At 54.3% G+C, this 21,541-nt stretch carries 23 protein-coding genes; 8 read left to right on the top strand and 15 right to left on the bottom strand.

The window, feature by feature from the left end:
* Window positions 1-35: 35 nt before the first annotated feature.
* From lptB to ptsN, 4 genes are all read left to right on the top strand, one after another.
* Window positions 36-863, top strand: a complete 828-nt coding sequence (gene lptB, locus AAAH10_RS12705; protein WP_343564124.1) for an LPS export ABC transporter ATP-binding protein — start codon at window positions 36-38, stop codon at window positions 861-863.
* A gap of 11 nt (window positions 864-874) precedes the next feature.
* Window positions 875-2,464, top strand: a complete 1,590-nt coding sequence (gene rpoN, locus AAAH10_RS12700) for an RNA polymerase factor sigma-54 (RefSeq protein WP_343564122.1) — start codon at window positions 875-877, stop codon at window positions 2,462-2,464.
* 291 nt (window positions 2,465-2,755) lie between these two features.
* Window positions 2,756-3,334: a ribosome hibernation-promoting factor, HPF/YfiA family gene (gene hpf, locus AAAH10_RS12695; RefSeq protein ID WP_343564120.1), complete on the top strand. Its 579-nt coding sequence runs from the start codon at window positions 2,756-2,758 to the stop codon at window positions 3,332-3,334.
* A gap of 24 nt (window positions 3,335-3,358) precedes the next feature.
* Window positions 3,359-3,826, top strand: coding sequence for a PTS IIA-like nitrogen regulatory protein PtsN (gene ptsN / locus AAAH10_RS12690; RefSeq protein ID WP_343564117.1), 468 nt, complete (start codon window positions 3,359-3,361; stop codon window positions 3,824-3,826).
* A 97-nt stretch (window positions 3,827-3,923) separates the two neighbouring features.
* On the opposite strand, the gene AAAH10_RS12685 is transcribed toward ptsN, so the two are convergent.
* From AAAH10_RS12685 to AAAH10_RS12675, 3 genes are all read right to left on the bottom strand, one after another.
* On the bottom strand, window positions 3,924-4,145 hold the full coding sequence (locus AAAH10_RS12685) for a DUF1150 family protein (protein ID WP_343564114.1): 222 nt from the start codon (window positions 4,143-4,145) through the stop codon (window positions 3,924-3,926).
* Between the two features lie 119 nt (window positions 4,146-4,264).
* On the bottom strand, window positions 4,265-4,708 hold the full coding sequence (locus AAAH10_RS12680; protein ID WP_343564112.1) for an Hsp20 family protein: 444 nt from the start codon (window positions 4,706-4,708) through the stop codon (window positions 4,265-4,267).
* Between the two features lie 162 nt (window positions 4,709-4,870).
* Complete coding sequence (locus AAAH10_RS12675) at window positions 4,871-5,248, bottom strand: response regulator (protein WP_343564110.1); 378 nt, start codon at window positions 5,246-5,248, stop codon at window positions 4,871-4,873.
* A gap of 470 nt (window positions 5,249-5,718) precedes the next feature.
* Here AAAH10_RS12675 and AAAH10_RS12670 point away from each other — a divergent pair, with 470 nt between their 5' ends.
* On the top strand, window positions 5,719-5,880 hold the full coding sequence (locus tag AAAH10_RS12670; RefSeq protein ID WP_343564108.1) for a hypothetical protein: 162 nt from the start codon (window positions 5,719-5,721) through the stop codon (window positions 5,878-5,880).
* 107 nt (window positions 5,881-5,987) lie between these two features.
* Here AAAH10_RS12670 and rplS read toward each other — a convergent pair whose 3' ends face one another.
* The 11 genes from rplS to AAAH10_RS12615 form a co-directional block, all read right to left on the bottom strand.
* Window positions 5,988-6,389: a 50S ribosomal protein L19 gene (gene rplS / locus AAAH10_RS12665; RefSeq protein ID WP_343564106.1), complete on the bottom strand. Its 402-nt coding sequence runs from the start codon at window positions 6,387-6,389 to the stop codon at window positions 5,988-5,990.
* A 75-nt stretch (window positions 6,390-6,464) separates the two neighbouring features.
* Complete coding sequence (trmD, locus tag AAAH10_RS12660; protein WP_343564104.1) at window positions 6,465-7,220, bottom strand: tRNA (guanosine(37)-N1)-methyltransferase TrmD; 756 nt, start codon at window positions 7,218-7,220, stop codon at window positions 6,465-6,467.
* On the bottom strand, window positions 7,221-7,787 hold the full coding sequence (rimM, locus tag AAAH10_RS12655) for a ribosome maturation factor RimM (protein WP_343564102.1): 567 nt from the start codon (window positions 7,785-7,787) through the stop codon (window positions 7,221-7,223). It abuts the gene before it with no gap.
* 51 nt (window positions 7,788-7,838) lie between these two features.
* Complete coding sequence (gene rpsP, locus AAAH10_RS12650) at window positions 7,839-8,246, bottom strand: 30S ribosomal protein S16 (protein WP_343564100.1); 408 nt, start codon at window positions 8,244-8,246, stop codon at window positions 7,839-7,841.
* Between the two features lie 188 nt (window positions 8,247-8,434).
* Window positions 8,435-9,808, bottom strand: a complete 1,374-nt coding sequence (gene ffh / locus AAAH10_RS12645) for a signal recognition particle protein (RefSeq protein ID WP_343564098.1) — start codon at window positions 9,806-9,808, stop codon at window positions 8,435-8,437.
* 215 nt (window positions 9,809-10,023) lie between these two features.
* Window positions 10,024-10,734, bottom strand: coding sequence for an HAD family hydrolase (locus tag AAAH10_RS12640; RefSeq protein WP_343564096.1), 711 nt, complete (start codon window positions 10,732-10,734; stop codon window positions 10,024-10,026).
* 49 nt (window positions 10,735-10,783) lie between these two features.
* Window positions 10,784-11,623, bottom strand: coding sequence for an alkaline phosphatase family protein (locus AAAH10_RS12635; protein WP_343564093.1), 840 nt, complete (start codon window positions 11,621-11,623; stop codon window positions 10,784-10,786).
* Window positions 11,623-13,272, bottom strand: coding sequence for an ABC transporter ATP-binding protein (locus AAAH10_RS12630; protein WP_343564091.1), 1,650 nt, complete (start codon window positions 13,270-13,272; stop codon window positions 11,623-11,625). Before AAAH10_RS12630 ends, AAAH10_RS12635 begins: the two co-directional genes overlap by 1 nt.
* Complete coding sequence (locus tag AAAH10_RS12625) at window positions 13,265-14,083, bottom strand: ABC transporter permease (RefSeq protein ID WP_343564089.1); 819 nt, start codon at window positions 14,081-14,083, stop codon at window positions 13,265-13,267. The genes AAAH10_RS12630 and AAAH10_RS12625 overlap by 8 nt, the downstream gene beginning before the upstream one ends.
* Complete coding sequence (locus AAAH10_RS12620; RefSeq protein WP_343564087.1) at window positions 14,080-15,039, bottom strand: ABC transporter permease; 960 nt, start codon at window positions 15,037-15,039, stop codon at window positions 14,080-14,082. Before AAAH10_RS12620 ends, AAAH10_RS12625 begins: the two co-directional genes overlap by 4 nt.
* A gap of 28 nt (window positions 15,040-15,067) precedes the next feature.
* Window positions 15,068-16,630: an ABC transporter substrate-binding protein gene (locus tag AAAH10_RS12615; RefSeq protein ID WP_343564084.1), complete on the bottom strand. Its 1,563-nt coding sequence runs from the start codon at window positions 16,628-16,630 to the stop codon at window positions 15,068-15,070.
* Window positions 16,631-16,924: 294 nt separating this feature from the next.
* Here AAAH10_RS12615 and AAAH10_RS12610 point away from each other — a divergent pair, with 294 nt between their 5' ends.
* The 3 genes from AAAH10_RS12610 to AAAH10_RS12600 all read left to right on the top strand — a co-directional run bounded on the left by AAAH10_RS12610 (window position 16,925) and on the right by AAAH10_RS12600 (window position 19,610).
* Entirely contained in the window at window positions 16,925-17,689 is a 765-nt protein-coding gene (locus AAAH10_RS12610; protein ID WP_343564082.1) for a DeoR/GlpR family DNA-binding transcription regulator, read from the top strand.
* Between the two features lie 388 nt (window positions 17,690-18,077).
* Window positions 18,078-18,578, top strand: a complete 501-nt coding sequence (locus AAAH10_RS12605) for a CarD family transcriptional regulator (protein ID WP_343564080.1) — start codon at window positions 18,078-18,080, stop codon at window positions 18,576-18,578.
* Window positions 18,579-18,743: 165 nt separating this feature from the next.
* Window positions 18,744-19,610, top strand: coding sequence for a hypothetical protein (locus AAAH10_RS12600; protein WP_343564078.1), 867 nt, complete (start codon window positions 18,744-18,746; stop codon window positions 19,608-19,610).
* Between the two features lie 13 nt (window positions 19,611-19,623).
* On the opposite strand, the gene AAAH10_RS12595 is transcribed toward AAAH10_RS12600, so the two are convergent.
* Window positions 19,624-21,537, bottom strand: a complete 1,914-nt coding sequence (locus tag AAAH10_RS12595) for an adenylate/guanylate cyclase domain-containing protein (protein WP_343564076.1) — start codon at window positions 21,535-21,537, stop codon at window positions 19,624-19,626.
* Window positions 21,538-21,541: the final 4 nt, after the last annotated feature.

The raw sequence follows: 21,541 nt of genomic DNA, 5'->3' as shown, positions 1-21,541 counted from the left end.
CCTTCCTGGCAACAGGGACATTAGCAGGATAGAGAATGACTGAAGACAACGCCTTTTCCAATTCTTCTGCGCCGGACGACAACAGCGCCACAGGCGATGAATCCGCAGGCCCGCGCCTTGTTCAGGACAACCCGGCCCAGAACACGGGGCTTTCAGCACTGAGCCTCGGGAAAAGCTTCAAGAAACGCCCTGTTCTGCGCGATGTCTCTATGAGTGTCCAGCGCGGGGAAGTCGTCGGCCTTCTGGGTCCCAACGGTGCCGGCAAGACAACCAGCTTCTACATCATCACCGGTCTGATCAATCCCGATTCCGGATGGGTGACCCTGGACAATGTCGACATCACCGGCCTGCCCATGTACCGCCGTGCCCGCATGGGCATCGGATACCTCCCGCAGGAAGCATCCATTTTCCGCGGTCTGAATGTCGAGCAGAACATTCGCTCCATTCTGGAGGTTGTGGAACCCGTCAAAAGCAAGCGGGAGGCAAAGCTGGAATCCCTTCTGGCCGAGTTTTCCATCACGCACCTGCGCAAAACCCCTGCTGTCGCCCTTTCCGGCGGTGAAAGACGCCGTGTTGAAATTGCCCGCGCTCTTGCGTCCGACCCGGAATTCATTCTGCTGGATGAACCCTTTGCCGGAATTGATCCCATTGCGGTTGGCGACATTCGTGAACTGGTGACCCATCTGAAAGATCGCGGGATCGGCGTTCTGATTACGGATCACAATGTTCGTGAAACACTGGATATTGTTGACAGAGCCTATATTATCCACGATGGCACAGTCCTGATGGAAGGGCAGCCGGATGACATTGTAAATAACGATGATGTGCGTCGCGTTTACCTCGGTGAAAGATTTAGTCTGTAACACTACCAGACATGGCAATAACTCCACGCTTAGAACTCCGTCAAAGTCAGGCCCTTGTCATGACTCCGCAATTGCAGCAGGCAATCAAACTGCTGCAACTGTCCAACATGGAGCTGGCATCCTTTGTTGAAAAGGAGCTGGAGCAAAACCCCCTGCTGGATCGCGACGATGGAACAGGCCTCGGAAACACCGAGAATCAGGCAGGCAGCGCCAGTTCCTCCGACCTGATCAGCGCAGAACCGTCCACAGACGGCCCCCAGCCCTCCACCGCAGACAACACAGCCTTTTCCGGTGATGAAGCAGGAGCGAGCTCCCAGCCGGACAGCATGGACCTCCAGGCTTCGGACACCCTGCCGGACAACAACTCCAGCCCCCTGGATACAGACTACGACAGCTACTACGACGAAAGCCCGGACAACAAATGGGGAGAGAGTGACACCGCCTTTTCCAACTGGGGTCCCGGTGGCAACACCCGTTTTGACGATGAAAGCAACTCGCTGGAAAACCGTCTGACGTCCGAACTGACCCTGCGCGAACACCTGCTGCAACAGCTCGGGGTCGAGATTGAGGCAACGCAGGAGCGCCTCATCGGTGCGCACCTGATCGAGCAGCTGGATGACAGCGGCTACCTCAGCACACCACTGGCCGAAATTGCCTGGCAGCTCAATTGCCCGGAAGAGCAGGTTGAAGCCGTTCTGGAAAAACTGCAGCGCTTCGACCCCATTGGTGTTTTTGCCCGGGATCTGCGGGAATGCCTGTCTTTGCAGCTGCGTGAGCAGAACCGCCTCGATCCAATGATGGAGACCTTCCTGGATCATCTCGAGCTGCTGGCCAATCGTGATCTCAAAGGCCTGATGAAAGCCTGCAAGGCCGATCAGGAAGACATTGCCGACATGATCACCGAGATCAGGAATCTGAACCCGCGCCCCTGTCAGTCCTTTGAAACCGTCACGGTAGAGCCCATCATCCCGGATGTGCTGGTCAAGCCGGACAACAAGGGCGGATGGCACATTGAACTCAACACGGAAGCCCTGCCGAAGGTTCTGGTCAACACCGGCTATTACAACCATGTCCAGTCACGCGACCTGAAAAAGGATGAACTCTCCTATCTCAGCGAGCAGTACCAGACAGCCAACTGGCTGGTGAAGGCGCTCCACCAGCGCGCCACAACAATCCTCAAGGTTTCAAGCGAGATCGTCCGCATGCAGGACGGCTTCCTCAAAAAAGGGGTTCAGGCCCTCAGGCCCCTGACTCTGAAGGATGTCGCCGAAGCCATTGAAATGCACGAATCAACAGTAAGCCGCGTCACATCCAACAAATATCTGGTCACGCCACGCGGCACCTTCGAGCTCAAGTACTTCTTTACCTCTTCTGTCGGAGGAGCAAACGGTGACGCCCACTCTGCAGAGTCGGTCAAAGCCCGTATCAAGGCTCTCATTGACGAGGAACCCGCCAAGAAACCCCTGTCTGATGACGCCCTGGTCAAGCTCCTGAAAGCAGAGGGCATCGACATCGCCAGAAGGACTGTTGCGAAATACCGGGAAGCAATTGGAATCGGGTCTTCCAGCCAGCGCCGGAAAGAAAAGGCCTTCCAGCTCTGACCACTTTATTTTCATTATAAATCAATATTTTAAATGAACTTTTTGTCGCATTCTTCCCGAATGCGACTTTTTGGTATGCAAAAGCCCTTAATTTTGCCCAACTCTGTGCTACAGTAAAAATGTCATATACATTTAAAGGAGGTTCTCATGACAGTCTCCAAATGGCTCCAACCGGAAGCAATTCGCTTGAGTTGGCAACGACCTGGATCGTTCTAAATGTACACTGACAGACGGCACAAAGGCCCTCTGCACATGACACACACATTCCATAAATAATAATAGGGAAAGCAAATGCAGCTGTCCGTAAAAGGCAAGCAGCTCGACGTCGGTGACGCGCTGCGCACTCATATTGAAGAGTCTCTTTCTGTTATTCTGAACAAATATTTCGGTGACGCACTCGAAGTCGATGTCACCCTCACAAAAGATGCCTACCTCTACCGCGCAACAGTTGTTGCCCATGTCAGCAAGGGTATCCGGCTGGAGGCCAACGGCGAAGCCGGTGAACCTTATCCGGCCTTTGATCTCGCAGCCGAACGCCTGTCCAAACGCCTGCGCCGTCACAAGAGAAAACTTCGCGATCACAAGCCCGAAGGCGGGCGTGAAGCCATCAACGCCCAGCACTATATTCTCGCGGGCGAAGCCGATCACAGTGATGACGCTGAAGAAGAACTGGACACAGCCCCCCTTGTTGTGGCAGAGATGCCCACGGAAATTCCGACCATGTCGGTTTCAATCGCCGTGATGCGCCTCGATCTGGAAGATTTGCCAGCAATGCTCTTCCACAACAGCTCACATGGCGGGCTCAACATGATCTACCGTCGTGCAGATGGAAACATTGGTTGGGTCGATCCGGCTGAAAGCAAAGCGTGATCTGACAAAGCAGCAAAGTTGACCATGGAAGTTACTGACCTCATCACACCCGAAGGAGTGATTGCCTCACTGCGAGTTTCCGGCAAGAAGCAGGCACTCCAGGAACTGGCGAAACGCGCCGCGGAAATCAGCGGTGAGGACAAGCGGGCGATCCTCCAGATTCTCATTGAAAGGGAAAAGCTGGGCACCACGGGTATCGGCCAGGGGATCGCGATCCCACACGGCAAGATCCCGGGACTGGATCGTCTTCATGGTCTCTTTGCGCGTCTGGATCGCCCGGTCGAATTTGATTCGATTGACGGCCAGCCTGTCGACCTCATCTGCCTGCTTCTGGCACCGGATGATTCAGGTGCGGAACACCTCAAGGCTCTGGCCCGGGTTTCCCGCCTTCTGAGAAACCCGGAGACCTGCAAAAAGCTTCGCGGTTCCGAAACCGAAGATGGTCTTTATGCTGTTTTGGCAACCGAAGGCGGAACATCCGAGGCAGCCTGACAGCAGCAGTGCTCATCCTGAAGAGACAAAACGGCCCCGAAGCTCTTAAGCTGTCGGGGCCGTTTTTCGTTTTGATATCACTCAAACAAAGTGGTGATCAGTGAACACTCAGAGGCGACAGATCGTTTTGCAGGATCGTGGCAAAGGCAATGTCACGATTTTCAACACTGGCAATCTGGGTTCCATCGGCAGCGAAGATGCCATAAAGCTCTTCGCCGTCCTCCTCGACAGGGCGCACATAGGCAACAGCTTCAACACCGAGTTGCATCATGTCCTGTTCGGACAGGGCCGAATGCTCAAAAAACTTGTGCGCGTTCATGTTTCATCTCCATTCGAAGCGTCAGGTTCCGCTTTCAGGCTATGAGCCTAGCCCAAAAGTCATTAACGAAGAACTGACACTTTCTCTTTTTTAACAAAAAACTTAAAAACCCTTACAGATCAGCCTTCTAGAAGGCGTCCGGAGTCTTTGGGACTCTGGCGGGATTCGATCTTGATCGTCTTGACTTCTGCTTCGTTCAGGGGTTGCTCCAAATCAATGTGCAACAGACCGTTGTCCATCGATGCACCAACAACTTCAATGCCGTCAGCCAGAATGAAAGCCTTGCGGAACTGACGCCCGCCGATACCGCGATGCAGGAAGATCCTGCTCTCGTCATTTTGCATTTTCCCCTTCACAACCAACTGGTTCTGTTCCAGCTGAACAGAGAGATCGTCCATGGAGAAACCGGCAACGGCCAGCGTGATCCGCAACTGGTGTTCGCTGATTTTCTCGACATTGTAGGGGGGATAGCTGTCCGTGCTTTTTGAGGCCCTGTCTATGGCCTGCTCGAACTGCTCAAAACCAAGCAGCAGGGGACTGCTGAAAAGAGACAAACGTGACATAACACCTCCTCTTCAAGAGCAAGGGAAAACCTGGTGTCAGCCCACAGAGGCGCTGACTCGACAATTGACGGATCCTGACAAAGGCATCCGCTTTATCGATATTGGAACTTTTCTGCCGGAGGTCAAGGGCCAAAGGCCAATCACCCCGGCATCATAATACAATCAATGAAGGGTTCCGCTTTTCAGCAGGGCTTCTTCCGTCATCGTTTGCAAGCGCAGGGCATCAATCGGCTTGCTGAGGTATGCCACCCCCAGATTGTGAACCTCGCTCACCAGGGAGCGCGTTGTATCAGCAGAAACAACAATCAGGGGCAAACCTTTCAGATTGTCATTCCCCCTGATCACATGAATCACATCCAGACCACTCTTCCCGGGCAGATTGATGTCAATGAAGACGAGATCGTAATCTGTCTCGCCTATACGGGCCAGTCCTTCTTCAGCCGTCTCGGCCACATCCAGATCCAGTCCCCAGATGCTCTCGACAAAACCGCGCATCAGTTTCGCGTTGATGGGATGATCCTCGATATACAGGAACCTCATACTTCACCTCCTCCTCGACAGGAAGGGAGACCAATTGTGAAAATCGAGCCCGTGCCCCCAATGGCATTGCAACACAATCTGTCTTGTTTCATCACGTCAGAGCCTTCGGTCAGTCTCCGCCAACCTTTTCATCTGCTCTGTACAGCTTTCGGGTGCTCTTGGAGGGACCCGACATGGCCAAAAGGGATACCGATTGTACACCAAACCCGTGACAAATAACAGATGTTGAATTAATCCTCTGAAAAACAACAACCTTCAATGGAAAAGAAAGGGAAGCGGAGAAGAAACACATGAAATAAAATCCCTTTTATTTCAATGTTATGTAAAAAAATTCCGGGAAAAACACACACATTCCACCTTGTTCAGGGCAGAATTATCAACATTCCTATAGTTGAAATCTTTTATATTTTGTGCATTATGTTTCCCACACAAAAACAGGCTTCAGGCTCAGCGTTTACAAGGGGGAAATGATGAGCAACAAGACCACCTCAAGTCCATACCTGCAAAAGCCGCTGAGAAGTCTCGAAGAGGTCCAGAACAGCAGAGCTCTGGATCACGGAAAGACGCCCGGCCTCGAAACAGACAACCTGATCAAGATCAGGGATACCAAAAAGACAGCAGGGCTGCCCTGACTGACAGCAATGACACCGTTTTGAGCAAAAACCGTCCCTTCCCCCCAATGAAAAAGCCCGCCTGAGACAGGCGGGCTTTTCGTTTTCCTGCAGGAAAAAGGAAGTCGTTACTTCTTCTTGCGCTCTGCAGCAGACAGCTTGCCTTTGTAACCGGTTGTCTTCTCGGCGATACGAGCAGACTTACCACGACGGTCACGCAGGTAGTACAGCTTGGAACGACGAACATCACCACGACGGATCAGTTCGATGGAGTCAACACGCGGGCTGTAGAGCGGGAATACACGCTCCACACCTTCACCGTAAGAGATCTTGCGAACAGTGAAAGAGGAGTTCAGGCCAGCATTCTTGCGAGCGATACAAACGCCCTCGTAAGCCTGAACACGCTCACGGGAACCCTCAACGACCTTCACGTTGACACGCAGAGTATCGCCCGGGCCAAACTCAGGGATAGACTTGCCGTCTGTCAGCTTGGCAATCTGATCCGCTTCCAGCTTCTCGATTACATTCATTGTTTTATCCTCTACCATTTTCTAGGGGCCGGTGGCCCGTCTGTTAAAACCCTTGCGGGTCATAGTTAGCCGGACCTAATGGCCCTGTTTGGTAATCTTCTGTTGGTCCAGCCAGGCCTGCCACAAATCGGGCCTGCGCTGTCTGGTCAATTCCTCGGCTCGGGCCTGCCTCCATTCCCTGATCCTTGCATGATGTCCGGACTGTAAAACCTCCGGAACATCGCGCCCCTCCCATTCAGCCGGGCGGGTGTAGATCGGGTATTCCAGCAAACCCGTTTCAAACGATTCCTCGCTTGCAGACTCCTGATTGCCCATGACCCCCGGCAGCAAGCGCACCACCGTATCCATAAGCACTGTGGCTGCCAGTTCCCCACCGGAAAGGATGTAATCCCCGATAGAAACCTCAACCACTGAACGCGCATCCAGAACCCGCTGATCAACCCCTTCGTAGCGACCGCAAAGGATCGTTACCCCGGGACCATCTGCCAACTCTTTCGCAAAGCCCTGATCCAGAACCCGTCCTCGTGGCGACATGTACAGAACCGGACCTTGCCGATCCTCCACAGACGCCAGAGCCCGATCCAGAACATCAGGCCGCATCACCATCCCTGCACCACCGCCAAAGGGCGTATCGTCCACGGTGCGATGCCTGTCAGTCGCAAAGTCCCTGATCTGAACAGTGTCCAGTGACCAGATCCCCTTTTCAAGCGCGCGACCCGCCAGCGAATGCCCCAGGGTTCCTGGAAACATTTCCGGCATGAGTGTCAGCAAAGTGGCGTGCCAAGGCCCGCTTTCCTTCTCGCCAACACTGTCGGGCGTCCTGCCTGACATTCAAGCACTCCCGTCAGAATCTTCGGGATGTTCAACCTCTTCGGCCTTTCCCTGCGCCAGGACCACATCGGGCATCCGGACAATGACATGTCCGCCCTCAAGGTCGACTTCAGGAACATAGCTTTGGGTAAAGCTGATCATCTCGGTTTTCTTTCCCTTGCCGAATTCAAGGATGTCTCCGGCGCCGAAATTATGGACTGCAACAACCTTACCAAGATCGCCGCCTTCCGGATCTTGCACCGGAAGTCCCACCAGATCGTGCGCATAGAACTCATCCTCCTCTTCCAGTTCGGGAAGGAGTGCGCGTTCAACGAACAGTTTGGTTCCCCGCATTTCCTGGGCCTGATTGCGATCAGAAACCCCCGAAAGCTGCGCCAGAACCGCGCCCTTCACCACTCCTCTGAATTCGACGTCAAAGATTTTTCCCTTGTCGTCGAGCAAAGGACCATAGGAGGCAACGTCTTCAGCAAACTCCGTGAAGGTCTTCAGTTTGACGAGGCCACGCACGCCGTGCGCTCCTGCAACTGCAGCCACACAGATGAGATCTGCCTTATGTGTTGTTTCCATGACCATGGTCGGGGCCGTCTTAAAAGTCTACAAACGCGAAAGGTTCGAATATTACTCAGCCGCACCTTCTGCTTCAGCAGAGGTTTCTGCAGCAGCTTCGGCAGCGGCAGCAGCAGCTTCTTCAGCAGCCAGACGCTTCTCTTCCAGTCGCTCTTTCGCTTTCGCTTTCAACTGGTTTTTCTTGGTCTGGTTCGGGATGCGACGCGCTTCGGTGATACCCAGATCACCCAGGAAGCGAGCAACACGATCAGTTGGTTGCGCACCAGTGCCAACCCAGTATTTCGCGCGCTCTTCGTCCAGAACGAGACGCTCGGGATGGTCCTTTGGAACCATCGGGTTGTATGCACCGATTTTTTCGATGAAGCGACCATCACGTGGAGCGCGAACATCGGCAACAACAATGCGGTAGTATGGACGTTTTTTCGTACCACCGCGTGCAAGGCGAATTTTAACTGCCATATCAGTTCCTTGTTGTCATACGAACAGCCGGAAAGAACCGTCTGTTCTCTTTAAACATGCTGTCGGAAAATCCGGATCAGCACTTCACCAAAATCGAACCCTTGCGGGAACGGACTTACTCTAGAGTTTCAAAGCTCGTCAAACCGTCAGAGCCCTGATCAGTACCCGGTCGCAAAACCGGGAATTCCTTACTTCGGGAAACCGCCGAAGCCCGGGGGAAGAAGACCCTGCAGGCCACCGCGCGCCATGCCCTTCTTGCCCATCTTCTGAACCTTTTTCATCATGCGGGATGCTTCCTGATGCTGTTTCAGCAGCTTGTTGACATCCTGCACGGCGAGGCCACAGCCATTGGCAATGCGGATTTTGCGCTTGGCCTTGATAATCTCCGGCTTCTCGCGCTCCTTCGGTGTCATGGAAGAGATAATGGCCAGCTGGCGCGTGATGATCCTGTCATCCGGCTTGGCTTCCTTCACCTTCTTCATCATGGCCGAATTCATGCCCGGAAGCATGCCCATCAGGCTGTTCAGACCGCCCATTTTCTGCATCTGTTTCAGTTGGGCTGCCAGATCGTTCAGATCAAAGGTGCCCTTCTGCATCTTGCGTGCGAGCTTCTCGGCTTCCTCTTCCTCGAAATGCTCTGCCGCTTTCTCGACCAGGGAAACAACATCCCCCATCCCCAGAATACGGGACGCAACACGGTCCGGGTGGAAGTCCTCAAGCTCTTCCAGCTTCTCGCCAACACCCATCAGCTTGATCGGACAGCCGGTTACAGCGCGCATGGAAAGAGCAGCACCACCGCGCGCATCACCATCCATACGGGTCATCACAATACCGCTCAGACCAACCTTCTCGTTGAAGGTCTCTGCAACAGTCACAGCATCCTGACCTGTCATGGCATCGGCAACAAGCAGGGTCTCGGTCGGCTTTGATGCATCGCGAACAGCGACGACCTCGGCCATAAGCTCCTCGTCAATTGCCAGACGACCCGCGGTGTCAAGCATGACAACATCGAAGCCTTCCAGCGCAGCCGTCTGTACCGCACGCTTGGCAATGGCAACAGGCTGCTCACCAGGCACAATGTTCAGTGTGCGGACGCCGGTTTGCAGACCCAGCACCTGAAGCTGCTGCTGAGCGGCAGGGCGACGCACGTCCAGAGACGCCATCAGGACCTTCTTGCGTTCCTTTTCAGTCAGGCGCTTGGAAATCTTTGCCGTGGAGGTCGTTTTACCGGACCCCTGCAAGCCCACCATCATCACAACAGCCGGAGGCGTAACAGAAAGGTTCAGGCCCGATGCCTGCGACCCCAGCATCTCGGTCAGTTTGTCATTGACGATCTTGATGACCATCTGCCCCGGCGTGATGGATTTCAGAACCTTCTGATCAACCGCCTCTTCCTTGACCTTCTCCACGAAGTCCTTGACAACCGGCAGGGCCACATCAGCTTCAAGCAAGGCAACACGGACCTCGCGCAGGGCAGATGTAACATCCGCTTCGCTGAGGCTCCCGCGCTTTGTCAGCCCTTCAAAGACTGAACCCAGACGCTCCTGCAATGACTCAAACATGGACGATTCCCTTGTTTTGATTGTCCAGGGCCCAATGCACAAAACGCCAGCGCACGAAACTCGTGGACTGGCGGAGCACCTTGGTGCCTTTAAAACTCGCAATTCAGATCAGGCAGACTCTTTCCCGGCGGAAAGAAACTGTTTCAAAATCTGGGGTTTTCTAGACGATTGCCCCCCACTGGTCAAGTCTTTTCACCAGAAGGGGGACTCCGTTTCTAGCGTGCAGACAGATAGTCGGGCAGCTCGGCGATAGAGCCCAGCACGACATCTGCATGCCCGTTCAGTTCTTCACGCGTTGCAGGACCGGTCAGAACACCAACCTTCAGGCCCACGCCGGCATTCACACCACACTCCATGTCGTGAACAGAGTCACCGACGAAGGCAATGTCACCGGGTTGAAGCGCAAACTTTTCGCAAAAGGCATCCACCATTCCGGACCCCGGCTTGCTGCCGAAACCGGAATCGCAACCACACACGAAGTCAAAGTATTCCGAGGTTGCACTCTGCTTCAACTGGATGACGGCCCCCGCCTCCAGATCATTGGTCGCAACGCCAAGACGCAGTCCCTGGAACTGAAGACTTTTGAGGATGCCAGAGAGGTCACCGACAGGTGCAAGAGGCAGATCCTTCAGGATTTCCTGACATTTCAGATCAACCTCTTGCGCACTGACACCATCCAGCAGGTCCGACCAGGTCTTGCAGAGGTCATCCGCAGCTCCGGCAACGACCAGTGATCCTGCCAGAAAAGCGTTGTTTTCCTCATCAAATCCACAGGCCTCTGCCAGCTTGCGACGCAGGGGACGGTCATCCCCCACCAGTTCGTCCAGCAACCGCACACAGAAAACAGACCAGGTCTCGTTAAAGGAGAAAAGCGTGCCATCCTTGTCAAAAAGAACAGCCTTGATAGGTCCAAGCGTTTCAGTCATTCGATCAATCCAAATGCGGGAATCAGGGATCTGCCCCTCGCCTTCCCTGTTATCCCAGGAAAGGCGCACCCTTCATAGTTTCAGGGATTTCAGCCCCCATGAGGTTGAGCACCGTCGGAGCCAGCTGAACCTGATCCAGCAGGGTGTCTTCGGAAATCAGGCTTTTGCCTTCACCAAAGTAGTACAGGGCAAAGTCCTGCTGCGTGTCCTGACGGCCACCGTGGTGCCCGCGGTCATTCTGACCATGGTCGGCCGTCACAATCACCTCGTAGCCGGCTTTTCTCCAGCGTGTGATGTAAGGCGCCAGTTGCTCGTCCATTCTGAAAATCGCCTGGTCCATCGCCTCGCACTCGTGTCTAAAACGGTGGCCCATGGAATCAAGCGTACAGGTGTGGAGAATTCCGTAATCCAGACCAAAGCGCTCTGTCAGCATGGTCAGGGTTGCGAAGAGATCCGCATCAGACGGTGTCATCTGGTTGTCGTGCCCGTAACCGGACATGGTGTGGAAGCGACCATGGTTGATGGTCCCGCTTTCCGGCTCGTCGTATTCGATATCGCGCACCGGATCGAATGGTGCACGGTTAAAGAACTCGGACCAGAAAGAATGCGTCACAGCACCGGTCACTCCACCGGAAGCACGCACCTGCGAGAAGATGTCCGGCACAGAAAGCCTGAAGACATTTGCATTGCCTGTTGAGCCGTGAACAGCAGGCACAACGCCGGTGTGAATGGACGCATAACAGGAAGCCGAAATGGACGGCAGAACGGAACGCATCTTCCAGACACGCGCTTCGCCACTGTCGACCCAGCCTTCCAGATTACCAAAAAGAGTTCGCCAGTTGTGCCATGGAACCCCGTCCAGAACGATGAGCAAGAGTTTGTTTTTCATCAGTGCCCCGCACTTGCAATTTTTCGATGGGAGATTGCCTTTTCCAGCCATCCCTGCTCCATCTCGGGAACAGAGGACAGCAACAGATCGGTGTAGTCGTCAAAGGGTGGAGAAAGCACTTTCGACTTCTGACCGTATCGAACGACCTTACCCTTGTACATAACCGCAATCGAATCAGCAATCGCGCGTACTGTTGCCAGATCATGCGTGATGAAAAGGTAACTGACCTTTTCAATCTCCTGCAGATCCTGAAGGAGTTTCAGGATGCCCTCGGCCACCAGCGGGTCCAGTGCTGAAGTCACCTCGTCACAGATGATCATGCGCGGTTTGGCAGCCAGGGCCCTCGCGATACAGACACGCTGCTTCTGTCCGCCGGACAGTTCTGCGGGATAGCGGTCCAGGAAATCCTTCCCCAGTTCGATCTCATCCAGCAGTTCAATAACGCGTCTGCGCTTTTCCTCACCCTTGAGACCGAAATAGAACTCGACCGGGCGTCCGATGATCGTTTCGATTGTCTGACGCGGATTCATCGCCACATCAGCCATCTGGTAAATCATCTGAAGTTCACGCAAATCGGTCTTGCTGCGTTCTTTCAGGGATGGCGTCAGAGGCTTGCCATCAAAAAGGACACGCCCCTCACGCGGAGGCAGCAGCCCGGTGATCACCCTTGCCAGAGTGGACTTGCCCGAACCGGACTCGCCAACCACAGCAAGGGTATGTCCTGCTTCCAGCTCGATATTGACATCGCGCAGGATATCATCAGGCAGCCCCGGATAACGGGCACAGACCCCCTCGATGCTCAGGAGAACATCGCCGCTTTCGGGCTTTTCCTCTGCAATGTGTGAGCGAACGGAGACCAGGGCTCTGGTATAGTCCTGCTCCGGTCTGTGAATGATCTGCTCTGTCGTGCCGTATTCAACCATGTTGCCATGACGCAGAACCATGATGTCATCGGAAACCTGTGCGACAACAGCGAGATCGTGCGTAATATAGAGCGCACCGACACCTGTCTCGTGAATGGCATCCTTGATCGCAGCCAGAACATCGATCTGGGTTGTCACATCCAGCGCGGTTGTCGGCTCGTCAAAGATCACCAGATCGGGTTGCGGACAAAGGGCCATGGCTGTCATGGCGCGCTGAAGCTGACCGCCGGAAACCTGGTGAGGATAGCGATTCCCGAAGTTTTCCGCATCCGGCAAGCCCAGACGCTTGAACAGGACCACAGCACGCTTTTCGGCCTCTTCCCGTGAACAGAGCTTATGACGCAGACAGGTCTCGGTCACCTGATCCATCAGACGCTTGGAGGGGTTGAACGAAGCTGCCGCTGACTGAGAGACATAGGTCACACGCTGACCGCGGAAAGAACGCAGTTCCCCCAGCCCGAAAGACAGGATGTTCTGCCCGCCAACCCAGACTTCACCGCCCGTGATCTCGACAGAACCCCGGCCATAGGCCAGAGCAGACAGACCGATTGTGGACTTGCCCGCACCGGATTCACCGATCAGACCCAGAACCTTGCCTTTTTGCAGCGTGAAATCGACGCCGTGAACAATTTCCTTGAACTCGGTTTTCTCGCCCGGGATTTCAATCCGTGCCGCGATCTTGAGTCCACGCACATCAATCAACAGATTGTCCTGCTGCTTATCCATTGCGGCCTCCCTTCAGGCTCGTCGTTTTGGACAGAACCCAGTCCGCCACCAGATTGACGGAAATTGCCAGGGCAGCAATTGCAATCGCAGGGATCAAAGCTGCCGAAATACCGTAAATCAGACCTTCCTTGTTCTCCTTTACAATCCCGCCCCAGTCGGCAGCCGGCGGCTGAATACCCAGACCAAGGAAAGAGAGTGTGGAAAGGAAGAGCACCATAAAGATAAAGCGCAGGCCAAGCTCTGCCACCAGCGGTGACAGGGCGTTTGGCAGGATCTCGCGGAAGACGATCCAGACCGTCTGCTCGCCCCTGAGACGCGCGGCCTCGACATAGTCCATGACATTGATATCAACAGCCACAGCGCGCGCCAGCCTGTAAACCCGTGTCACATCCAGCAGTCCCATGACCAGAATCAGGGTGACAAGATTTGCCGGTACGACAGAGAGAACAACCAGAGCAAAGATCAGGGTCGGAATGGACATGATCAGATCAATGAAACGCGACAGCGCCATGTCAAACCAGCCACCGACAACAACGGCAATCAGCGCAAGGCTTGTCCCCAGCGAAAAGGACAGCGCCGTGGCGGTCAGGGCCACAAAGATCGTAACCTGACCGCCATAGATCATGCGGCTCAGCAGATCACGGCCAATACTGTCTGTTCCCAGCAGGAACCTGTCGGAAGCAGGCTCCCAGACATCGCCGACAACTTCGGCAACTCCATAGGGCGCCAGGAAGTCGGCAAAGATCGCTGACAACAGGAAAAGAGATGTGATGAACAGCCCAATCAGGGCACTCAGTGGAATGCGCTTCATTTCGGGTGCCTCAATCTTGGGTTTGCAACAATGGCGATGATATCCGCCAGCATGTTCATTGTGATGTAAACCGAAGCGAAGATCAGTCCGGCACTCTGAACAACCGGAATATCCCGCTTGGACACGTGATCAACCAGATACTGCCCCATTCCCGGATAGACGAAGACCACCTCGACGACAACAACGCCGACAACCAGATAGGCCAGGTTGAGCATCACGACATTGACAATCGGAGAGATCGCGTTCGGGAAGGCGTGGGAAAAGATCACGTTGAATGCAGACAGACCCTTCAGTTCGGCTGTCTCGATGTAGGCCGATTCCATGACATTGAGGATCGCCGCACGTGTCATCCGCATCATGTGCGCCATGACGACGAAGGTCAGCACGATCACCGGCATCAGGATCGCACCCAGCTTCTCGAAAAAGCCCATGTCATTGGTGATCAGGGACACAGAGGGCAGCCATTGCAGCTGAACCGCCAGCACGAAGAGAATGACGTAGCCGATAATGAATTCCGGCACGGAAATGGTGGACAGGGATACCGCGGAGATCAAGCGGTCCGGCCATTTGTTCCGGTACAGAACCGAGATCAGCCCCAGGAAGATAGAGAGCGGCACGGAAAACAGGGCCGCCCAGAAAGCCAGAAACAGCGTATTGTCCAGACGCTTCAGGATGGAATCCGTAATACTGGCGCCATTGCTGAGTGCCGTCCCGAGATCGCCCTGCAAAACCCCGCCAAGCCAGCTGAGGTAACGACTGATAGCAGGCTCATTCAGCCCCAGTTCCTTTCTGAGGTTGGCAAGAGCTTCCGGTGTTGCGGATTGCCCCAGAATGGACTGGGCAACATCGCCAGGAAGAATCTGCGTTCCGGCAAAAATCAGAACTGAAGATGCGAAAAGCAAGAGGATGCCCAGCGCAATGCGCTGGGCAACAAGTTTTACAAGATGACGAGGCACGACATCTCCTCCGGGTTTATTCGAAGTCTTATTCGAACCAGGTCAAGGACGCGATGAAGCCGTTCATCAGGTTACCATTCGGGTTCGAATGCCAGCCTGTGACGTTCTGAGCAAGACCATCGATGAACTGGTTGAACATCGGGTTGATGATGCCACCTTCCTCGTTCACGATACGGGCCATCTTCGCATAGATTTCCTTGCGTTTTGCCTGATCCAGCTCGGCACGGGCTTCCAGCAGAAGTTCGTCAAATTCCGGGTTGTTGAAGTTTGTGTCGTTCCAGTCCGCTGTGGACAGGTAACCAACAGACCACATCAGATCCTGAACGGCACGACCACCCCAGTAAGAGGCACAGAACGGCTTCTTGTTCCAGACTTCGGACCAGTAACCATCGGCAGGCTCGCGCTTCAGCTCCAGCGGAATGCCTGCAGCCTGGGCAGATTGCTGGAACAGCTGCGCTGCATCCAGAGCACCGGCGAAGGCAACGTCGGAAACGTGCAGAACGATCGGGGAACCGTCATGGCCGGACTTCTTGTAGTGTTCAGCAGCCTTTTCAAGATCGAATTCACGCTGTGGCAGGCTGTCATCGTAAAGGTTGTAGGCAGAGTTGATCGGCGTGTCATTGCCAACCTCGCCATAACCGGACAGCACCTTCTGAACCAGCTCGGCACGGTTTACAGCATATTTCAGGGCCAGACGCAGATCCTTGTTGTCGAAAGGAGCAGTGTCTGTGTGCATCACAAAGATGTAGTGACCCTTGCCGGATGTGGTTTCGATCTTGACGTTCGGCGCGCGGGAGAAAAGCTTCGCAGTCTTTGGCGGAACGATGTTGATACATTGAACCTGACCGGACTGAAGCGCAGCAGCACGTGCTGCATCGTCGTTGATCACGATGATCTCGTGCTTGTCGTAGTGACCGCGGGAATCATCCCAGTAATCATCAAACTTCTCAAAGGCGTAACGGACGCCGGGCTCTTCGGCAACCACACGGTAAGGACCTGTACCGACACCTTCTGCAGGGTTGTCAAAACCACCGTTCGGCTGGATGCCGAGGTGATAATCTGTCAGCAGGTGAGGCAAATCAGCGTTTGGTGTTGTCAGGTTGACTGTAAAGATATCGCCGTCAACAGACATGGATTCGATACCACGCATCACACCCAGAGCACCGGACTTGGTCTCGTCGTTGGAGTGACGCTCCATGGTTTTCAGAACGTCATTCGCTGTCAGTTCCTGACCATTGTGGAACTTGACGCCCTTGCGAATCTTGAAGTGCCAGGTTTGACCGCCATTTGCAGGCTCGAAGCTTTCAGCAAGGCGATACTCCAGGGAAGATCCATCCTGGCCAACGTTCAGCAGCGTCTCGGAATAGGCGCGAACGGCCTGATAGGTCACGTGGCTGGTGGACAGGGCCGGATCAAGAGAGTTTGTGCTCTCACCGCCCTTGAGGCCCATGATGAAGTTTCCGCCCTTTTTCGGCGTACCCGCAGAAAAGGCAGGACCGGTGATCAGTGTCGAGCCGGCCACAGCAGCCCCTGCTGCACCAGCGTGTCCCAGGAAGGAACGGCGATTCATTTTGAAAGAAATGTCAGACATTTTTTGCTCCCAGCAATAAAGAATGGCTCGCGTTTTGTTCTTGGACTTAGTGCCATTGGAAGCACTCTATATCCTCAAAAAGAAAATGTAAACTATTTTACATTTAGTGACGTTTTTTGATCATTTTTGTTTCTGTTTTGTGAACTTTCGCTCAAAAAAATCTTACAGACTTTAAAAAAAGCGGAATTTCAGGTATTTATGAGTTCCAAAAGAAGCAGGATGAAAAAACACTCGCGAAACGCCGGTCCTGCGCTAACAAGCCTTGATAAGCCAGTCAACTGAAAGAAGCCAAGCGTGTCCCAGTCAAAAAAGCAGATCAGACAAGAGCAACTTCTCAACATACTCAAGGCAAGTGGTTACGAAAAAATCGAGGACATGGCACGGGAGCTCTCGGTTTCGGAACAAACCATCCGCCGGGACATCCATGAGCTGGACCAGGACAACAGACTGCGCAAAACCCACGGAGGCGCTGCATTTGTCAACGGCCTCGACAAGGAACAGTATCTGCTGAGACGCTTTCAGTCACAGGACAACAAGCAACGCATTGCAATCAAGGTCGCCAGTCTGATTCCGGACGGGGCTTCGCTCTTTCTCGATGCAGGCACAACCTGCGAGGCCATTGCGGCCGCCCTGCAGGTTCGCAAGGACCTCAAGATTGTCACCTACAGCCTTGGTGCAGCCATGCAGCTCAAGGACAGAACAGATTTCACCGTCGCCATTTCCGGCGGTTTCCTCAGACACAGCGACGGTTCGGTTATGGGGAGCGCAACAGCAGACTTCATCAGACGTTTCCGCTTTGACTACTGCATTCTGTCTGTCACGGGGGTCGAGGAAAACGGGGACATGTGTGACGACGATCACTGGGAGGTTTCAAACGCCCTGGTCGCCATGGAACAGGCCAAGGAAACCATCCTCGCCTTCGACTCGTCCAAATTCTACAAGTCGGGACTTGTCAGCCTTGGAACCATCGCAACCATGGACCACCTCGTTACAGACAATCTCCCCGAAGGTGACCTGAAGCAAATCGTCGCCAGGGTTCCCAATATTCATCTGGCCTGATTCGCCTCCGGAAGACCGTGTTAGGAACTTCTATTTGCCCGCCTCTTTCCGATCACGATCGCTTTACTACAATTCCGTTACAGATAGATTGAAATTTTACGTAAACTAGGCTATATTCTTCACATAAGGCCCTGAAGGAAACGGCCTTGCTTTATCTCAGGATACCTCCTGAAAAGCGTTTCCTTTCAAAAGCTTAGATATGACCCCCAAGTCCTTTGCAAAACAGAGGATCTGGGGTCGTTACGTTTTGGTGACATCGCCATGCGCACTTTGCATAGCTGCTATACGCCTCTCCCGCAAAGGGATTTTGCAGCTCCTGAAAGCATCTGCGCCATGGCAATTGAAGCTTTTCGCTCCGTGCGGAAAGCACAGGAAGAGATGGTACGTTATGGCAAAGCACACTGAAGACTACGCAGCAGGTGACTACGTTGTCTATCCAACACACGGCGTTGGCCGCGTTGAAGGCATCGAAACCCAGGAAATCTCGGGTCTGACACTGACTCTGCTGGTGGTTCGTTTTGAGCAGGATCGCATGACACTGCGCCTGCCACTGGAACGCGCGGCACAATCCGGTCTGCGCAAGCTGTCCAGCCGCAAACTGATGGACGACGCCATGACCACTCTCAAAGGTCGCTCCCGCGCCAAGCGCACCATGTGGAGCCGTCGCGCACAGGAATACGAAGCCAAGATCAACTCCGGCGACCCCGTTTCCATTGCCGAGGTTGTTCGCGATCTGCACCGCGCTTCCGATCAGCCGGAGCAGTCCTTCAGCGAACGCCAGATGTACCAGGCCGCGCTGGAGCGTCTGGCACGCGAACTGGCTGCTCTTGAAGAGATCGACGAGAATTCTGCAGCAATCAAACTGGAAGAAATGCTGGCTGCGGCCTGATTGGTTTTTCCCGAAAGCAAGGCGTGGATCGTTGTTCTCTCAACACCACGCCTTTCTTGTGCCATATTAGAACTGATAAGTGACGATCAGGCACAACTCCACCACCGCCCGGAACAAAACAATCAAAACAGCGGGCCAGCAACCAGAGGGGGCGCGGCCGTTCTCATGAGCGACCGACAGAAATTTTCCGTACTGACACACAGCCAGAGAATCTGGGCTGTCGGGTCAGTGCATGGAGAAATCGAGAAACTCCGCCAGATCCACGACGCACTTGAACCGCGACTGCGTCAGGGTGATCGTCTGATTTACCTCGGCAACATGATGGGCAGAGGCCCCTTCATCCTTCGCACATTCAACGAGCTGGTTGCCTATCGCAGCTATTTTCTTGCGCGCTTTCAGGCCAGACCGGAAGACATTGTCTACCTGCGCGGTGCCCAGGAGGAAATGTGGCAAAAGCTCATGCAGCTCCAGTTTGCCCCGAACCCGAAGGACATCCTCGAATGGATGCTCTCGCAGGGAGTGGGCGAAACACTGAAAGCCTATGGTCTCAGCCCCGAAGAAGGTCTGCACACAACACGTACAGGCGCAATTCAGCTCACCAAATGGACCAACACCCTGCGCCGGGCCATGAAACAGCACCCGGGCCACTACGAGCTTTTCGGTACGCTGAAACGGGCCGCCTTTACAGGATCCCCGAACGCCCTTCCCAAAGGCGAACAGGAAACCCTTCAGTACAATCCCGCTCCGCCGAATGCGGGGGAAATCCTCTTTGTGAACTGCGGACTGGACACAGCAAAGCCACTGAACAATCAGAAAGACAATTTCTGGTGGGCAGGCAAGGCCTTCAATCGCATCCAGTCACCCTACGGGCCTTTCAAACGGATTGTCAGAGGCTTTGATCCCGATCATCTCGGTTTCGAGCAAACGGACCACACCCTTACCCTGGATGGTGGATGCGGTTTCGAGGACGGCAAACTCATGGCCGCCTGTCTTCTGCCTGACGGACAGGTGACAGAAATCCTCGAGACCTGACCACGCCTGCGTTCTAGTCAACCTGAAGCTGGTAAAGCTCTGTCTGTTCTTCACGTCCGCGCAATCTGTGCGCCCCAAGATCCCTGAGTCTGCCCCCCAGTTTGCTTGCATCTATCTGGGCTGCGGTTTCTGCAGACACGATGATCGTTGCCGCATCTCCACTCTCCGGAAGCAGTTCCTTGGCCAGCGCTTCAATACGCTGGGCGGCGTTGACGCTGTCACCAATCAGGGTGTAGTTGACCCGCCAGTCAGCACCGATATTGCCCGCAATCACTGTCCCGCTGTTCACTCCGATCCTGATCCGGATGGCGGGCAAGCCACGTTCAAGCCTCTGCACGTTTATGGCCTCAAGCGCAGAGGCAATGTTCAGGGCCGCCTGACAGGCACGCAGGGCGTGATCGTCCTGATCACCCGGAGCGCCCCAGAACGCCATAACCGAATCACCGATATACTTGTCGATGACGCCTTCCTGATCCTCGATACATTGCCCCAGGGCATTGAAGTGCTCATTGAGCATGTCCGCCACTTCGGAAGGAGACATCGACTCGCTCAGCGATGTAAACCCGACAATATCCGTAAAGAGAATGGAAACCCGCTTTTCAGTGGATACAATCCCGTTCTCTCCGGCTCCGATGATCTGTGCAACCAGCTTCTTCGGAACATAGGAGCCGAACCAGTGGAGGCCCGACAGCATGGAATTGTAGGACTGACTGGCCACATTCAGTTCCTTGAAAAAGGTTCCGGGCAGACGCTCTGCCTTCTCCAGATCAAAACGGGCCAGCTTCTCGGAGTTCTCGGTCAGGCGCAGCAGGGGGCGGGCCATACTGCGGCCAATCCAGAAAAGCGCCAGGAGTGTGACAACCATCACAGCACCGGCAGCAACCGCCGAATAGATCAGGCGCTCGTAGAGATCGGAAATCTCGTCCTGCGGGTGGAAAATGGCATAGGTGATACGATCAAACCCGTAATCCTGCTTGCTGCTGAAGAAATAGTAGATCTCTTCGCCATCCACCTCGACAACACGACCGGAAGGGTTGTCATCTTCAAAGAAGCCGTGAATATCCCGACCCTCACGCTCCCAGAAACCGGCAACATCCGCCTCCTGAACGTCTGCCAGAAGCGGCAGGACCTTTTCATGGGACAGTTCATAGCTGTCCAGCCTGGCCATGGAGCCGTGTGCCAGAAGGGATTTCCTGTTTACAAGAACAAAGGACTCAACCCCCAGGGAATCGTCTATTTCCCTGATATACTGGGACAGCCCTTCAATACCGATGGCAACACCGACAAATCCGTAATACTTGCCATCAATCCGCACAGGCATCTGCACAATCAGATTGGGCTTCTTCAGTTTTTCCAGCCAGGAAACACCTTGCCAGACAGGCTCTGTAACCTCTTTCATCTCGGCGTGGTTTTTCTCGCTGTCGCCACCATCCAGCAGTTCGGGGGGAACACTTTGCTGTGCAGAAAGATAGGCGTACTCCTGCCAGGCCGCGTAGGTTACGTTGCCCTTTTCCCGGAAGAGCGCAACCCCTGAAACCCAGGGAGTACCAGCCATTGCACCCGTGATGACCTTCAGCGTTTCCTTTTCATTGTCCGGATCAAGTTGCTTGCTTTCCATCAGGTACACCAGATAGGTCGCCTGATTTTCCGACAGCTCCAGAAAATCTTCCACATTTTCCTGAACCAGTTGCAAACTGGTTTTGATCACGCGCTTGGTCAGCACATTCGTGTTGTCCCGTGCCGCATCAAATGAAACCCACCAGACAAGAGCCAGGGCAAAAAAGACAAAGACGCCAAACCCGAAAGACAGGAACGCGGCAATGGAAGGGCGCCACACCCCTGTCTTGTCAAAACCGGCCAGACGCCTCAGCAAGGACGGTTCACTGTTTCCGCCCGGTAAGTCGATCGCCTTGTCCATGTGCACCATGATC

It is taken from the genome of Carbonatibacter coralli (assembly GCF_039592655.1).
Taxonomy (GTDB): Bacteria; Pseudomonadota; Alphaproteobacteria; order Kiloniellales; family Kiloniellaceae; genus Carbonatibacter; species Carbonatibacter coralli.
Note: the sequence above shows the minus strand (reverse complement) of the source record. Positions and strands in the feature narration are given on the sequence as shown.

What these genes read in the sequence shown, in the direction of transcription:
- lptB (WP_343564124.1), top strand. Translation starts at nt 36, where the DNA reads ATGACTGAAGACAACGCCTTTTCCAATTCTTCTGCGCCGGACGACAAC.
- rpoN (WP_343564122.1), top strand. Translation starts at nt 875, where the DNA reads ATGGCAATAACTCCACGCTTAGAACTCCGTCAAAGTCAGGCCCTTGTC.
- hpf (WP_343564120.1), top strand. Translation starts at nt 2,756, where the DNA reads ATGCAGCTGTCCGTAAAAGGCAAGCAGCTCGACGTCGGTGACGCGCTG.
- ptsN (WP_343564117.1), top strand. Translation starts at nt 3,359, where the DNA reads ATGGAAGTTACTGACCTCATCACACCCGAAGGAGTGATTGCCTCACTG.
- AAAH10_RS12685 (WP_343564114.1), bottom strand. Translation starts at nt 4,145, where the DNA reads ATGAACGCGCACAAGTTTTTTGAGCATTCGGCCCTGTCCGAACAGGAC.
- AAAH10_RS12680 (WP_343564112.1), bottom strand. Translation starts at nt 4,708, where the DNA reads ATGTCACGTTTGTCTCTTTTCAGCAGTCCCCTGCTGCTTGGTTTTGAG.
- AAAH10_RS12675 (WP_343564110.1), bottom strand. Translation starts at nt 5,248, where the DNA reads ATGAGGTTCCTGTATATCGAGGATCATCCCATCAACGCGAAACTGATG.
- AAAH10_RS12670 (WP_343564108.1), top strand. Translation starts at nt 5,719, where the DNA reads ATGAGCAACAAGACCACCTCAAGTCCATACCTGCAAAAGCCGCTGAGA.
- rplS (WP_343564106.1), bottom strand. Translation starts at nt 6,389, where the DNA reads ATGAATGTAATCGAGAAGCTGGAAGCGGATCAGATTGCCAAGCTGACA.
- trmD (WP_343564104.1), bottom strand. Translation starts at nt 7,220, where the DNA reads ATGTCAGGCAGGACGCCCGACAGTGTTGGCGAGAAGGAAAGCGGGCCT.
- rimM (WP_343564102.1), bottom strand. Translation starts at nt 7,787, where the DNA reads ATGGAAACAACACATAAGGCAGATCTCATCTGTGTGGCTGCAGTTGCA.
- rpsP (WP_343564100.1), bottom strand. Translation starts at nt 8,246, where the DNA reads ATGGCAGTTAAAATTCGCCTTGCACGCGGTGGTACGAAAAAACGTCCA.
- ffh (WP_343564098.1), bottom strand. Translation starts at nt 9,808, where the DNA reads ATGTTTGAGTCATTGCAGGAGCGTCTGGGTTCAGTCTTTGAAGGGCTG.
- AAAH10_RS12640 (WP_343564096.1), bottom strand. Translation starts at nt 10,734, where the DNA reads ATGACTGAAACGCTTGGACCTATCAAGGCTGTTCTTTTTGACAAGGAT.
- AAAH10_RS12635 (WP_343564093.1), bottom strand. Translation starts at nt 11,623, where the DNA reads ATGAAAAACAAACTCTTGCTCATCGTTCTGGACGGGGTTCCATGGCAC.
- AAAH10_RS12630 (WP_343564091.1), bottom strand. Translation starts at nt 13,272, where the DNA reads ATGGATAAGCAGCAGGACAATCTGTTGATTGATGTGCGTGGACTCAAG.
- AAAH10_RS12625 (WP_343564089.1), bottom strand. Translation starts at nt 14,083, where the DNA reads ATGAAGCGCATTCCACTGAGTGCCCTGATTGGGCTGTTCATCACATCT.
- AAAH10_RS12615 (WP_343564084.1), bottom strand. Translation starts at nt 16,630, where the DNA reads ATGTCTGACATTTCTTTCAAAATGAATCGCCGTTCCTTCCTGGGACAC.
- AAAH10_RS12605 (WP_343564080.1), top strand. Translation starts at nt 18,078, where the DNA reads ATGGCAAAGCACACTGAAGACTACGCAGCAGGTGACTACGTTGTCTAT.
- AAAH10_RS12600 (WP_343564078.1), top strand. Translation starts at nt 18,744, where the DNA reads ATGAGCGACCGACAGAAATTTTCCGTACTGACACACAGCCAGAGAATC.
- AAAH10_RS12595 (WP_343564076.1), bottom strand. Translation starts at nt 21,537, where the DNA reads ATGGTGCACATGGACAAGGCGATCGACTTACCGGGCGGAAACAGTGAA.